The sequence below is a fragment of the Natrarchaeobius oligotrophus genome, from assembly GCF_003841465.1.
Taxonomy (GTDB): domain Archaea; phylum Halobacteriota; class Halobacteria; order Halobacteriales; family Natrialbaceae; genus Natrarchaeobius; species Natrarchaeobius oligotrophus.
The window spans coordinates 271,569-285,373 of the sequence record NZ_REFZ01000006.1; the positions used below are offsets into that span (position 1 = coordinate 271,569).

The following is a 13,805-nucleotide window of genomic DNA, read 5'->3' on the forward strand; positions in this document are numbered from 1 at the left end:
GCACGATCGCGTCCAGTTCGAGACCGGTTGACCGACCGCGCGACCGTCACGTACCGGCGTCGTCGCGGACGAGCGCCGACTTCGCGGCGGGAACGAGGTCGGCGACGTCGAGTCCCTCGCGGCGGGCGTACACCACGGCCGCCGCCTCGATCGTCAGTCCGAGCTCCTGCTGGAGGGTGTTGATCGCGCCGACGGCCTCGTGTTTTTCTTTCCCCTCGGCGACGAGCGCGTCGAGGACGCGTTCGAACGCCGACCGCTCGCGAAGGACGTCCTCGTCGGGGACGAACTCCTCGGGGACGGTCACGTCGGTCGGATCGAACGCCGCGACGAGTTCGTCGCCGGTGCGCTCGAGCAGTCCCTCCCCAGTCGCGACGTCGATCAGCCGCTTCGCCTGATCCGGCGAGAACCAGTCGCGGTCGAGCGAGAGGGAGACGACGAACTCGCTTTCTTCGAGTCGGGACGTGCCGTTCTGGACGAACGGGGCGGCGACCGCGACGCGAAGGCTCATCGAACCTGACTCTCTCGAGCGACGAGAAAACGATGACGGTTCGTCTCGATTTGTCCGACTGTCGGACGGGCGCCTAGTCCGACGCGCGACCGCCGCCGTTTCGGTTGGCGCGCGACGGCGGCGGAAACTCGGAGGGTGACGACTCGAGCGGTTGGGGAAGCACGCAGCGGTCGGGTTCGCGGTTGACGTGCTCGTACCGTTCCGGCTGGTTAGCGAGCGGGTGGGCGGGATTCTGGTCGCTGGCGATGCGGGCCGCCCGCACTTCGTCGAACCCGCTGAGGCGCGCGCGGATGCCCCGCCAGTGGTAGCCGATCGCGGGGGGAATCGAGACGGGGCGAGGGGACTTCCCGTCCGGGTGGTTCGTCGCCAGCACGGTGTTGTTGACGTTGCTCGCGAGCGCGTCGTGGTCGACCAGGACGCCGACGCTCGCGTCTCGCGGCGCGCGTGCGGCGAGCACGTCGAGCCCCAGGTGCAACGCCCGATACTCCGCGACGTTGTTGTCCGGCGGAGTGTCCGCCGTCGCGATACGGGCGACTCGAGTGCCGTCGCGCGTCTCGATGACGGCGCCGAGTCCGCCCCCTGACTCCCTGAAGGACCCGTCGGTGGCGACGTAGAAGTCACGGTGGTGGGTCCGCGGAGGGTGGGCGATGTGGGGGGTTGGCGACTCGTCGAACAGGTTCCGCAGTGCGGGCCGGCCGTGAGCGGCCATGATTCCGAGTAAGCTCTTCTCACACTTAACTATTCTGTCTACGTTAACATCTACCAGTCGAGTGGTGCGATCCGTGACACCGTCAGCGACAGTCGTCGTGAGCTGAAATTCAGGATACAGATACTGTCACCAGCAACTAATTTTTTCGTCCGATATTACTAAATATATTGTCGTGGTATGCTGTCATATGTCACAGGAACGCAGCGGACGAGCGACGCGGCGCTCGTTCCTGACGGCTGTGGGTGCAACGTCCGTGGTGGCGGTCGCTGGCTGTCTCGGTGAGGAAGGGCCCGGTAACGGCGAGGAGATCGTGGTTACGCAGGGGGAGTTCGCGCCGAATGCGGACCCTAACGCCGACAACGCGACGCCGACGTACAACGTGCTCGATCAGGTGTACGAGCCGATATTCGACATCACGCCCGACGGCGACATCGAACCCCACGTGGTCGAGGCGTGGGAGTTTCCCGAAGACGGGATCGTCGAACTCACCGTCCGGGAAGACGTCGTCTTCCACGAGGGACAGGAGATGACCGCCTCCGACGTGGCGTACACGATCAACCGCCAGGTCCAGGAGGACGTCGGCATCGCGAGCCCGCAAGTCGACGGCCTCGCGGGCATTCTCGGAGCCGAAGCCGAGGACGAGACCACGGTGACCGTCGAACACGAGGTGAGCCCCTCGCTCGCGGAGTTCGGACTGGGCGTCTTCGGCAGGGTCGTCAACGAGGAGTGGGTCGAAGAGCGCGAGCAGCCGGTAACCGACGAGATGAACGGGACGGGGCCCTACCGGGTCGAGGAGTTCAACCCCGGTGACGAGACGGCGGTGTACACCGCTTTCGAAGACTACTGGGGCGACCCCCCCGGGGTCGAGCGGGTCAGATTCCAGGCGATCGACGAATCCAGCACGCGCGTCGGCGAGTTACAGACCGGCGAGAGCGATCTGATCGTCAACGTTCCGCCGACCGACGTCGACACGATCGACACCGAAGACGGCGTCGAGATTCGAACCGTCACCAGCTTCCGGAACATCTTCCTGGTGATGACCAACGACGGGCCGCCGTTCGACAGCCTCGAGTTCCGCCAGGCGATGAACCACGCCGTCGACAGCCAGGGGATCATCGACACGATCCTCGGCGGGTTCGGACAGCCGATGACACAGCCCGTTCCGGAGGGGATCTTCGGCTACGACCCCGAACTCGAGCCCTACGAGTACGACCCCGACCTCGCCGAGGAGCTGATCGAAGAGAGCGGTCACGAGGGCGAAGAGATCACGCTCTACCATCCCGAAGGGCGGTACCTGAACGACACGGAGATCGCCGAAACCGCCGCCGAACAGATCGACGAACTCGACGCCGTCGACTGCACGTCCGAGATCGAGCCGTTCGACAGCCTCGTCGAGATGATCCTCGACGGCGATCCGACGACGTCGCCGGATTTCTTCCTCATCGGCTGGGGGAACCCGACGTACGACTCGAACTACGGGCTCACGCCGTGGTTCGTCGAGGGCCAGGCCTCGTACAACTTCGTCGACGAGGAGATCGAGGAGATGATCGAAGAGAGCCAGACGATCGAAGACGAAGACGAGCGCGAGGAGGCGCTCCAGGAAATCAACGCCGAGTTGCGCGAGGCCGCCCCGTGGGTGTTTCTGCACTTACAGGAGAGCATCTACGGCGTTCGCGACGACCTCGAGTGGGAGCCGCGCTCGGACGAGAGCATCTACGTGGATCGGATGGGGCTCTAGCCCGCGACCGTCCGTGAACGATCGTCGAAATTCGGTCGTGGACGCCCGCCGAAGCGCTCTCGATTTCGCTCGGTTCCCCCGTCACGGGACGATCCACTCGATCGGACCGACGGAGCGACGGGAGCCCGAACGCGAACCGATCGCGGATCAACGCCACCCGACCGTCGGCGGGGCTCGCTGACGCCGACAGTCCACGACTCTCCGGAACCACACACACCGATCACACTCTCGATGTCGTACGCCAAATTCCTGGTCAAACGGATCCTGCAGGGCGTGTTCGTCGTCTGGGGCGTCGTCACGGTGACGTTCGCGCTCCGTGCGGCCGCACCCGGCGATCCGGTCAACCTGATCGTCGACCCGGGCGCGTCGCCGGAGCTCCGCGAACAGATCCGACGCGAGGTCGGTCTCGACCAGCCGCTGTACGTCCAGTACCTCGAGTATCTACAGGGATTGGTGGTCGGCGACCTCGGTTTCTCATACCAGTCGCGACGCGACGTCTCGATCATGATCGCCGAGCGGTTGCCGGCGACGCTCGAACTCGCGATCGCGGCGACGATCGTCGCCGTCGTCATCGCGATTCCCCTCGGCGTCGTCAGCGCGACCAGACGGCACGAGCCGGCGGACTACGGCGCGACGCTGTTTTCGCTCGTGGGGATCAGTACGCCCAACTTCTGGCTCGGAATCATGCTGATCCTCGTCCTGTCGGTGCAGATCGGCCTCTTTCCGGTGAGCGGTCGGCCGGTCAGTTTCACGGACGCGGTCGTCTCGCTGGTGACGACCGGCTACGCACACGACCTCGTGACGTGGCTGCGCCACATCGCGCTGCCGGCGATCACCCTCGGAACCTACTTCACCGCGTTGATCACGCGCCTGACCAGAAGCGGGATGCTGGACGAACTCGGCAAGCCGTACGTCACCGCGACCGAAGCGAAGGGACTGCCGGGCGTGTTGATCCGCTACAAGCACGTCCTCCGGAACACGATGATCCCCATCGTCACCGTCCTCGGGTTGCAACTCGGGACGCTCATCGGCGGCGCGGTGATCACCGAGGCGGTGTTCAACTGGCCCGGGCTCGGCTCCCGGCTCATCTCCGCGATCTACGCCGTCGACTGGCCGCTCATCCAGGGGATCATCATCGTCATCGGCGTCGGCTTCGTCTGCATCAACATACTCGTCGACTCGATCTACGCCTACCTCAACCCGCGGGTGACCGACGAATGATCTCCGATCGGCTCAAGGCCAACCTGAAACGGGAGTTCGACCGGAGCCTGATGGCGAAACTCGGGCTCGCGATCGCGATCGTCATCCTCCTACTGGCGACGTTCGCGCCGATCCTGGCGACGCACAACCCGACCACGACGGGCCAGTTCGACGAACACGGCAACTCCTACCCGCCGTGGGGAGTGACCCACGAAACCCACACCTGGGAGGACGGCGACGACGGCAGAGAGCGAATCAGCTACACGGCGGAGCCGAGCCCCGATCACTACCTCGGGACGAACAACATCGGTCAGGACGTCTTTTCGCGCCTGCTCTACGGCGCGCGAACGTCGTTGCTCGTCGGGCTCATCGGAACCGGACTCGCGGCCGCGGTCGGCGTCCCGTTCGGGCTGATCTCGGGCTACTACGGCGGCCGGATCGACGACTCGATGATGCGGATCGCCGACGTGATGCTCGCGTTCCCCTCGCTCGTGCTCGCCATCGCGCTGATCGGCGTCTTCGGCCGCAGCGAGCAGTTCATTCCCGATCCCATCGTGATGGCCGGCTTCGCCGACGGCATGCCCGAGTACGCCGTGTTGCCCGGGACCGTCACGCTCGTCGTCGCGCTGGTCAACTGGGTCTGGTTCGCGCGCGTCGCCCGCGGCGAGGCGATGTCGGTCCGCAGCGAGGAGTACGTCAAAGCCGCGAGAAGTCTCGGCGCGAACAACCGAACGATCCTCGTCAAACACGTCCTTCCGAACAGCCTGACGCCGATCATCGTCCTGGCGACGATCCAGGTCGCGGCGATCATCCTTCTCGAGAGCGCGCTGTCGTATCTCGGCTTTTCGGGGACGACGCTCTCGTGGGGCTACGAGATCCAGCAGGGCCAGGACTACCTGGCGACGGCCTGGTGGATCGCGACCGTGCCGGGGATCGGCATCGTCCTCGCGGTGATCAGCATCAACCTGCTGGGCGACTGGTTGCGCGATTCGCTCGATCCGAACATCGGAGGTGAGGGCGGTGTCTGAGTCGACCGAGGCGCTGCTTCGCGTCGAGGGACTCTCGACGCGGTTTTTCACCGAGCAAGGGCAGGTCAACGCCGTCTCCGACCTCGATCTGCGGATCGATCGCGGCGACGTCTACGGCATCGTCGGCGAGAGCGGCAGCGGCAAGAGCGTCACCGCCCGGTCGATCATGGATCTGATCGAGTCGCCGGGCGAAATCACGAGCGGCGAGATCTGGTACCGAAACGGAGAGCTCGCGGCCGCGGTCGAAGACGACCACGGCCACGCCGTCGACGGATCGTTCGTCGACCTCCTCGAGATCCCCGAACGAGTCCGTCGATCGCTTCGCGGAACGTCGTTCAGCATGATCTTCCAGGATCCCGAGAGCAGTTTCAACCCGAGTCTCACGGTCGGCGAACAGCTCGCGGAGGCCGTCGAGGTCCAACGGCGGGCGAGCGCGAACCCTCGGTCGACGCGGGCCAGAACCCGATCCGAGGAGTACTCGCTCGGCTCGTTCGTCCTCTCGACGATGCTGCCGTCGAAACGCTACGTCAGCGAGGAGAGCCGCGAGCGAGCGATCTCCCTGCTCGAGCTGGTCGGCATCCCCGACCCGGTCGAACGAGCCGACGAGTACCCCCACGAGTACTCGGGTGGAATGCTCCAGCGGGCGATGATCGCCCAGGCGCTGGCCGGCGAGCCGGACCTGCTGATCGCCGACGAGCCGACGACGGCGCTCGACGTCACCATCCAGGCGCAGATCCTCGACCTCCTCGACGAACTCAAGCGAGAGACGGGAATGACGATCCTGCTCATCACGCACAATCTCGGCGTCATCGCGCGGATGTGCGACCGGGTCGGCGTGATGTACGCCGGCGAGATCGTCGAGCGCGGGACGCTCGCCGACGTCTTCGACGATCACGTCCACCCGTACACGCACGGATTGCTCGGCTCGATTCCCGACGTCGAGCGCGCCGGCGGCCGGCTGGAGCCGATCCCGGGTAACGTTCCGAGCTTGCTCGATCGCGAGATGGGGGACCGCTGTCGCTTCGCGGATCGCTGTCCGAAAGCGATGGAGGACTGTCTCTCCCACCCGCCGGAGGTCGACGCCGAGGGGAGCGACCACCACGCGGTCCGGTGCGTCCTCGCGGAGCGGTCGTACGACGAGTCGCGCGCGCTGCCGGACGACTACTTCGGCGAGCCGGATCGCCCAGCCGAGGCCGTCGACGAGCCCCAGTCGGACGACGAACCGCTCCCCGCCGAACGAACGCAGCCGACGCTCGAGGACGCCGGGGGTGACGGCTCGTGAGCACCGACGAGCGGCTGGTTCGCGTCGACGGTCTCCGGAAGTACTTCTGGGAGAACGATTCGATCCTCGATCGACTGTTCGGCGAGGAGCCGGTCGCCGTCCGTGCGGTCGACGGCGTCAGCTTCGACGTCTACGAGGGCGAGACCCTCGGCCTCGTTGGGGAGTCCGGCTGCGGAAAGTCGACGACCGGCGAGACGCTGTTGGCCCTGCAAGAACCGACCGAGGGCCGCGTCGAGTTCGACGGCGACGACGTCTACGCCCTCGGACGGGACGGTCTCACCGCGTTTCGCCGGGACGCGCAGGTCGTCTTCCAGGATCCGTTCTCCAGTCTCGATCCCCGGATGACGATCGGCGAGATCGTCTGTCAGCCCCTGGACGTCCACGACGTCGCCACCGGCACGGAGCGCACCGAACGGGTCCGAACGCTGCTCGAGCGCGTCGGCCTGTCGGCCGACCACCTCGATCGCTACCCCCACGAGTTCTCCGGGGGCCAGCGCCAGCGAATCGGCATCGCCCGGGCGCTCGCGCTCGAGCCGGAGTTTCTCGTCCTCGACGAGCCGACGTCGGCGCTCGACGTCTCCGTCCAGGCGCAGGTGTTGAACCTCCTCGAGGACCTCCAGTCGGAGTTCGATCTGACGTACCTGCTCATCAGCCACGACCTCTCGGTCATCCGCCACAGCTGCGACCGCGTCGCCGTGATGTACCTCGGCGAGATCGTCGAGATCGGGCCCGTCCGCGACATCTTCGAGTCCCCGAAACACCCCTACACGCGGGCGTTGCTCGAGAGCGTTCCCAGGGCGACCACCGCGGAGCGAGAGCGCGATCGAGAGACGCTCTCGGGTGACGTTCCGTCGCCGCGGGACCCACCGAGTGGCTGTCGGTTCCGAACCCGCTGTCCGGCGGTGATTCCGCCGGACGATCTCGACCTCGAGCAGGCCCAGTACCGCGCGATCATGGACCTGCGCGAGCGGATCGAGCGCCGCGACGTCTCGCTCGAGTCCGTCGGCGGCGATCGGATCGCGTTCGACGACGGTGGGGTACCGGAGCGCGACGTTCCGGCGTTCGTCGACGCCCTCGCCGACCGGTTACTCGAGCGCGAACTACCGCCCACGCACCGCGATATCGTCGAGGAGGCGCTCGCCGCGCTCGCGGGAGTCGACTGGGACGAGGCGGCCGAGGTGCTTCGCCAACGCTACGAGAGCGTCTGCGAGCGACGCAATCCCGACCTCGGCGAGGAAAGACACCCGGTCGCCTGTCACCTCTACGGACTGGCCGCCGACGGATCCGAGAATGGGGATCGGTAATTCGTTCGACGACGACAGTCTCGATCCGCTATCCTATCTGTTTTGGCGGCAGGTGTAAGTTACCGACGTTCCAGGTAGAAGTATGGATCAGAGGAGTGCAACTCGCATGGAGGCCGCGTGTTCCCTGCTTTCCGAGTCCGAGCGCCGCTACCTGCTTTACCTGCTCGCCGACGAGCGAAGTGCTAACCTGGAGGACCTCGTCCGACAGATCGCGGCCTGGGAACGCGGCGACCCGGCCTCGACGATCGACAAGGACGGGCGACAGCACGTCTACGTCACCCTCGTCCACAACCACCTTCCGCGCCTCGCGGATTACGACATCGTCGACTACGACCTCCGAAGCGGCGAGATCGTCCTGACGGAGGGGTTCGACGACATCAAGCCGCTGCTCGAACAGTTCAGACAGACCGAAGCGGTCCCCGAGATCCGACAGCGACCGGCGTTGTAGGCCGTTCGTTCGGTTGCCTCGAGAGTGCGGTCCAGAACGCCGTTTCAGACGAGCGTCGACAGCGCGCACGTTCCGTCGTCGGCGATTTCGTTCCGACGATTCGGGCTCCCCGCAACGGATAGTTCGCGGCGTCGTCCGTCGCCACTCGCCACTGATCCTCGCACCGCCAATCGGTCACAACGGTGAACGCTCCCGCTCGAGTCCGCCCAGCGGCCGTCTCGCCGTTCTCAGGTAGCTGTTCAGCCGACAGTCGCGCCAGGACGGTCCCCCGGGACGGTTCCCCGAATGGAAGGCGATCCTGCGTCTCCGGAGAGCGTCGAATCGACACGTATAGGTCGAGACCGGAGCGACCGCCTCTGTGAGCAGGTACAGAAACGTCGCGCTCTTTCTGGCGCTCGCGGCGATCTGGGGATCGGCGTTCGTGGCGATCAGCGCAGGCCTCGAGTACTTTCCGCCGGTGTTGTTCGCCGCCCTGCGCTACGACGTCGCCGGCGCGGTGATGCTGGCCTACGCGATCTACGTCGGCGACCGCTGGCGACCCCGGGGGCGCGACGAGTGGGGCGTCGTCGCCGTTGGTGCCGGTTTGTTGATCGCGGCCTACCACGCGTTTCTCTTCGTCGGCCAACAGCACACGACGGCGGCCGCCGCCGCGATCCTGGTGAGCCTCTCGCCCGTGTTGACCACCGGATTCGCCCGCGCGTTGCTGCCGTCGGACGCGCTGTCCGTCGTCGGCGTCGTCGGCGTCGCGATCGGCCTGGTCGGCGTCGCGGTGATCGCTCGACCCGACCCCTCGAATCTGTTCGCGGCCGACGCCGTCGGCGCGTTCCTCGTCTTCTGTGCGGCCGCTTCCTTCGCGCTCGGAAGCGTCCTCACCAGGCGGATCGACTCGGCGCTCCCGATCGAGACGATGGAGGCGTGGTCGATGATCGGCGGCGCACTCGTCATGCACGCGATTAGCCTCGCGCTCGGCGAACCCGTCGACCCGTCGGCGTGGCTCCACCCCGAGGCGCTGGGCGCGCTGGGATACCTCGCGATCGTTGCCAGCGCGGTCGGCTTCCTGCTGTATTTCGATCTGCTCGAGCACCTCGGAGCCGTCGAAATCAACATGGTCTCGTACGTCGCGCCGGTGTTCACGGCGATCGTCGGCTGGCTCTACCTCGGCGAGGTCGTCGACGCGGCGACCGTCCTCGGGTTCGTCCTCATCGCCGCCGGCTTCGCGCTCGTGAAACGCCGGGCGCTCCGGGACGAACTCGCCGCGTTCGGTCGATCCACGTCGAGCGGATGAGACGGACCGACGTCAGTCGTCGCCAGTGGTGCCGCGGGTCGCGGTTTCACCGGGACGTCGGTACGCGTTCGGGACCGCGACGGCGACCGGATCGGGTCGTCGGTCGCGCTCAGCCGTTCCGGCGGTGGGCGTGGCCGACGTACAGCGCGAGGAGGTTCGTCAGTAACAGTCCGAGAAACGCCGTCGACTCGAGCCACGTCGCCAACCCGTTCAGGAGGATCGGGACGTACAGAAACGGGATCACGATCGCGGTCCAGAAGCCAGTTTTTCGAATCGGTTCGGCCAGGTTCGGCACCGTCCGCTCGAGTCGTCCCCGTTCGTCTTCTCGCTGCCCCGTAGACGCCTCTCCTGGCCGGGCGGATCGTTTCGTTTGTGCCGCTGAAGAGTCCGACATCGGTCACCAGCCGTCGGCCGACGCTTCGGAACCCGAGAGCATATACGACCGACACCGTTCGATTCGGTTACGAGCGATTCACGCGAGTACGACCGTTCTAGAGCGGATAGGCGGCCCACGGAGGCGAAGAATTACGACGTTTCCCGCGGCGAACCCGACCGAGACGGAACGGGACGAAACCGCTCGATTCGCGACGGGCGAGCGGAGTAAGGTGGTATTACCGGCGAAATCGGCACTTACTGGAAGCCGATGCGACTGCCGCGGCGGCCCGTCGGGTCCGGGCCGCGGGAACCGCCTTTGAACTCCTCTTCGATCTGCTCGTAGTAGTCGAGGATGTCGTCGGTGATCGTCGGCCGGACGTTCTCCATCGCCTGCCGGAAGTGGCGCATCTCGACGACGTCTGCCTCCTCGTCCTCGCGAAGCGCTTCGATGGCGGCCTCGCGGCCGATCGACTCGAGGTCGCTGCCGACGTAGCCGTCGGTGATCTCCGCGATCTCGCGCAGCGTCACGTCGGCGGCCAGCGGCGTGTCCTCGGTGTGGATCTCGAGGATGCGCTCGCGGCCGTCGACGTCTGGCTGGCCGATCATGACCAGGCGATCGAATCGGCCCGATCGGAGCAACGCGGGGTCGATCATGTCCGGTCGGTTCGTCGCGCCGATGACCATCACGTTCTCCATCTCCTCGAGGCCGTCGAGTTCGGTCAGCAGCTGATTGACGACGCGTTCGGAGACGTTCGAGCCGACCTCGCCGCCCCGTCCGGGCGCGAGCGCGTCGAGCTCGTCGAAGAATATCACCGTCGGCGAGACCTGTCTGGCCTTGCGGAACGTCTGGCGGATCGCCTTCTCGCTCTCGCCGACCCACTTCGAGAGCAGCTGCGGGCCGCGAACGGAGATGAAGTTGGCGTTGGTCTCGTTCGCGACGGCTTTCGCCATGAGCGTCTTTCCGGTTCCGGGCGGCCCGTACAGCAACACGCCGGCCGGCGGATCGATGCCGAGCCTGTCGAACCGGCCGGGGTTGTTCAGCGGCCACTCGACGGACTCTTTGACCTGATCTTTGGCCTCGTGGAGGCCGCCGACGTCGTCCCAGGAGATCTTCGGGAGTTCGACGAGCACCTCCCGCATCGCGGACGGTTCGACCTCGTTGAGCGCGCCGCGGAAGTCCTCGCGCTTGACGATCATCCGGTCGATCAGGCTCGGGGGGATGTCCTCTTCGTCGAGGTCGATCTCCGGCAGGTAACGCCGAAGCGCTTTCATCGCGGCCTCCTTGGTCAGGCTCTCGATGTCCGCGCCGACGAAGCCGTGCGTTTCGTCGGCCAGATGCGAGAGGTTGACGTCGTCGGAAAGCGGCATTCCGCGCGTGTGAATCTGGAGGATCTCCTCGCGGCCGGTCTCGTCGGGGACGCCGATCTCGATCTCCCGATCGAATCGTCCCGGCCGGCGCAACGCGGGATCGACGCTGTCGACGCGGTTGGTCGCCGCGATGACGATGACCTGCCCGCGGGCCTCGAGACCGTCCATCATGGTCAGCAGCTGGGCGACGACGCGCCGTTCGACCTCGCCGGTGACGTCCTCCCGTTTGGGCGCGATCGAGTCGAGTTCGTCGATGAAGATGATCGCGGGCGACTCCTCGCTGGCGTCCTCGAAGATCTCGCGGAGCTGCTGTTCGGACTCGCCGTAGTACTTCGAGATGATCTCCGGGCCCGCGATGGAGAAGAAACTGGCGGAGGTCTCGTTGGCGACGGCCTTGGCGAGCAGCGTCTTGCCCGTCCCCGGCGGGCCGTGAAGCAGGACGCCCTGTGGCGGCTCGATCCCGAGTTTCTTGAAGATCTGCGGGTGTTTCATCGGAAGTTCGACCATCTCCCGGACCCGCTGGATCTCGCTCTGGAGGCCGCCGATGTCCTCGTAGGTGATGCCGCCGCCGGTCTTCTCGAAGCCCGAGATCGGCTCCTCGCGGAGTTCGACGTCGGTGTCTTCGGTGATGAGGACGACGCCCTCGGGCTCGGTTTCGACGGCGATCAGCGGGATCGCCTGTCCCGGCGAGCGCATGAACGGGTGGTTCGTCGAGGACATGACCGGGACGATGTCCCGGCCGACGACCGGCCGCTTCAGGATCTGTCGTTTCACCATTCCGGCCGCGTCGGATCCGAACTGGACCGACGCCTCCTCCGGCGGCGCGAGGACGAGTTTGTCCGCCTTGGTCGCTTCCGCCTTCCGGATCGTCACCCGCTCGCCGATCCCCACGTCGGCGTTCTGGCGGGTGAAGCCGTCGATCCGCACCGTGTCCGTGTTCCAGTCCTGTCGATCCGCACGCCACACTTTCGCTGCGGTCGTATCCGCACCTTCGATCTCGATGATGTCGCCCGGACTCAGCTTCAGATGCAACAGCGTGTCCGGGTCGAGTCGGGCGATACCACGACCCGAGTCGTTCGGGTACGCCTTGGCAACCTCCAGTTGAACTTCGTTCATGATTCGGGATGGACGGCGATGTCAATGACTCCGATTCGTGATCGGATAGGTTTTTTGCTAGCTCCAGTTGTGCCAGATGCTATCACATCTGAATTCGACAGGGCGATACATAGGAGTGTCGGCATCGGTCGATTTCGTCGTCGCATTCGATTCCGGTCGAGCGGCTCTCCCGTAGCGCCCGATTACACGGACGTACGATGTCGCGCGCGCCACTCGAGGAGTGGAATTTCGCTCGGGGAGTCGCGGCCGGGCGAGCCGATCGACTGGACCGCCGCTCTCGAACCCGCACCCACGGAGCCCGGACGAGGATGCGGGCGGACGACGCCTGCGACCTCGAGCCTCGGCGCGTGTACGCCTTCGAACGAACCGGCGTCGGTCAGCTCCGGTACAGTCGCTGGCCGGTACGGTTGCAGCGGTACATCGGTACAACGGGGCACACCACGAGACGTCGGCGGTCGGTCGACGCGGAAAAAATCGAGTCGCTCGAGTCGAATCGGGACGGTCAGCGGTTCGATCAGCCGATGACGTTGACAGCTTCAGCGCCGCCGATCTGGTTGTTCTCGTTCACCTGGGCCTGCTCCTGAGTGATGCTTTGCTCGATCGTCTGGTCGCCGGTGGTGCCGACTTCGACGTTCGTGCTGTCGCCGTTGTCGCCGTCGTCGACGTTCACGTTGACGTTGGCGTCACCGTCGATGCCGGTCGCATCCTGTTCGGCTTCCTGCACGGCAGTCTGCTCACCGACGTTCTGCTGGTTCACGTTCTGTCCCTGGACGACCGCAGCGCCGGCGGTCTGCTCGATCGTCGGTCCGTCATCGACGATGATCGGATCGACGTCGCCGTTTTTGTCTTTGTCTTTGGGATACTCTCCTGCCGCTGCCGTTCCGGCGAGCCCCATAAAGGCGAGGCTGCCGATCATCGCTACCGTCAGTGTAATCGCGAGTGCGCGTTTCATTGTTGATCGTTATTGCGACGGGCAACACGAGGTGTCGCAGAGCGACGGCTCGTCGCGATTCGATGCTACCGGTCCTGCATCGTGACCCGTTGCCCGAGCGAAATTCAGTACGGGGGACGGTATTAATCCGGATCACAGTTACGTCGCTAATTCGTGACTAGGACGGCCGCGAACGGTCGGTTATCGTGACCGTTTCGACGCCCGAGTCGCCTCTCGACGGATACGTCATCGTACAGACGACAGTTCGGCCGTTCGACGGATAGCCGTCCGATGAACGACGCCCCGTCTCGAGCGTCCGCGGCCGGATTCGGCCGGCTCTATCGGTGGCCCGATCCGTCGGTGCGAGTTCTGGTTCGGCCTAGATCGACTCGAGTACCGAGCCAGCGGTGGGCTCCTCGGGACCGATCGCGTCTTCGCTCGGGCGAACGGGGCTGACCGCGTCTTCACTCGGGCGAACAGGGCTGACCGGGTCTTCGCTCGACGTCGGACGAA

General features: G+C 65.8%; 12 protein-coding genes. 7 read left to right on the plus strand and 5 right to left on the minus strand.

Annotated features, from left to right (window positions below):
• Window positions 1-46 precede the first annotated feature (46 nt).
• Together EA472_RS11330 and EA472_RS11335 are read right to left on the minus strand one after the other, a co-directional pair.
• Window positions 47-508, minus strand: coding sequence for a DUF2240 family protein (locus tag EA472_RS11330; RefSeq protein ID WP_124191621.1), 462 nt, complete (start codon window positions 506-508; stop codon window positions 47-49).
• A gap of 73 nt (window positions 509-581) precedes the next feature.
• Window positions 582-1,217: a reverse transcriptase-like protein gene (locus EA472_RS11335; protein WP_124191622.1), complete on the minus strand. Its 636-nt coding sequence runs from the start codon at window positions 1,215-1,217 to the stop codon at window positions 582-584.
• 187 nt (window positions 1,218-1,404) lie between these two features.
• Between EA472_RS11335 and EA472_RS11340 the strand changes: the two genes are divergently transcribed.
• The 7 genes from EA472_RS11340 (at window position 1,405) to EA472_RS11370 (ending at window position 9,502) form a co-directional block, all read left to right on the plus strand.
• Window positions 1,405-2,955, plus strand: coding sequence for an ABC transporter substrate-binding protein (locus EA472_RS11340; RefSeq protein ID WP_124191623.1), 1,551 nt, complete (start codon window positions 1,405-1,407; stop codon window positions 2,953-2,955).
• A gap of 231 nt (window positions 2,956-3,186) precedes the next feature.
• On the plus strand, window positions 3,187-4,176 hold the full coding sequence (locus tag EA472_RS11345; protein WP_124191624.1) for an ABC transporter permease: 990 nt from the start codon (window positions 3,187-3,189) through the stop codon (window positions 4,174-4,176).
• Window positions 4,173-5,183 (plus strand): ABC transporter permease, encoded by a 1,011-nt coding sequence (locus EA472_RS11350; protein ID WP_124191625.1) that lies wholly within the window; start codon window positions 4,173-4,175, stop codon window positions 5,181-5,183. Before EA472_RS11345 ends, EA472_RS11350 begins: the two co-directional genes overlap by 4 nt.
• On the plus strand, window positions 5,176-6,465 hold the full coding sequence (locus EA472_RS11355; RefSeq protein WP_124191626.1) for an ABC transporter ATP-binding protein: 1,290 nt from the start codon (window positions 5,176-5,178) through the stop codon (window positions 6,463-6,465). The genes EA472_RS11350 and EA472_RS11355 overlap by 8 nt, the downstream gene beginning before the upstream one ends.
• Window positions 6,462-7,769, plus strand: coding sequence for an ABC transporter ATP-binding protein (locus EA472_RS11360; RefSeq protein WP_124191627.1), 1,308 nt, complete (start codon window positions 6,462-6,464; stop codon window positions 7,767-7,769). The genes EA472_RS11355 and EA472_RS11360 overlap by 4 nt, the downstream gene beginning before the upstream one ends.
• 82 nt (window positions 7,770-7,851) lie before the next feature.
• On the plus strand, window positions 7,852-8,217 hold the full coding sequence (locus tag EA472_RS11365) for a DUF7344 domain-containing protein (RefSeq protein ID WP_124191628.1): 366 nt from the start codon (window positions 7,852-7,854) through the stop codon (window positions 8,215-8,217).
• A gap of 358 nt (window positions 8,218-8,575) precedes the next feature.
• Window positions 8,576-9,502 carry a DMT family transporter gene (locus EA472_RS11370; protein WP_124191629.1) on the plus strand — a complete coding sequence of 309 codons (927 nt, stop codon included), beginning with the start codon at window positions 8,576-8,578 and terminating at the stop codon, window positions 9,500-9,502.
• Between the two features lie 109 nt (window positions 9,503-9,611).
• Here EA472_RS11370 and EA472_RS11375 read toward each other — a convergent pair whose 3' ends face one another.
• From EA472_RS11375 to EA472_RS11385, 3 genes are all read right to left on the minus strand, one after another.
• The gene (locus EA472_RS11375; protein WP_124191630.1) at window positions 9,612-9,896 is read right to left on the minus strand and encodes a hypothetical protein; all 285 of its coding nucleotides are present in this window, start codon (window positions 9,894-9,896) and stop codon (window positions 9,612-9,614) included.
• A gap of 236 nt (window positions 9,897-10,132) precedes the next feature.
• Window positions 10,133-12,361, minus strand: coding sequence for a CDC48 family AAA ATPase (locus tag EA472_RS11380; protein WP_124191631.1), 2,229 nt, complete (start codon window positions 12,359-12,361; stop codon window positions 10,133-10,135).
• Between the two features lie 514 nt (window positions 12,362-12,875).
• Window positions 12,876-13,313, minus strand: coding sequence for a hypothetical protein (locus EA472_RS11385; protein ID WP_124191632.1), 438 nt, complete (start codon window positions 13,311-13,313; stop codon window positions 12,876-12,878).
• Between the last annotated feature and the right edge of the window lie 492 nt (window positions 13,314-13,805).

Coding starts and splice junctions, on each gene's coding strand:
- EA472_RS11350 (WP_124191625.1), top strand. CDS start 4,173: ATGATCTCCGATCGGCTCAAGGCCAACCTGAAACGGGAGTTCGACCGG.
- EA472_RS11335 (WP_124191622.1), bottom strand. CDS start 1,217: ATGGCCGCTCACGGCCGGCCCGCACTGCGGAACCTGTTCGACGAGTCG.
- EA472_RS11340 (WP_124191623.1), top strand. CDS start 1,405: ATGTCACAGGAACGCAGCGGACGAGCGACGCGGCGCTCGTTCCTGACG.
- EA472_RS11365 (WP_124191628.1), top strand. CDS start 7,852: ATGGATCAGAGGAGTGCAACTCGCATGGAGGCCGCGTGTTCCCTGCTT.
- EA472_RS11380 (WP_124191631.1), bottom strand. CDS start 12,361: ATGAACGAAGTTCAACTGGAGGTTGCCAAGGCGTACCCGAACGACTCG.
- EA472_RS11385 (WP_124191632.1), bottom strand. CDS start 13,313: ATGAAACGCGCACTCGCGATTACACTGACGGTAGCGATGATCGGCAGC.
- EA472_RS11330 (WP_124191621.1), bottom strand. CDS start 508: ATGAGCCTTCGCGTCGCGGTCGCCGCCCCGTTCGTCCAGAACGGCACG.
- EA472_RS11375 (WP_124191630.1), bottom strand. CDS start 9,896: ATGTCGGACTCTTCAGCGGCACAAACGAAACGATCCGCCCGGCCAGGA.
- EA472_RS11345 (WP_124191624.1), top strand. CDS start 3,187: ATGTCGTACGCCAAATTCCTGGTCAAACGGATCCTGCAGGGCGTGTTC.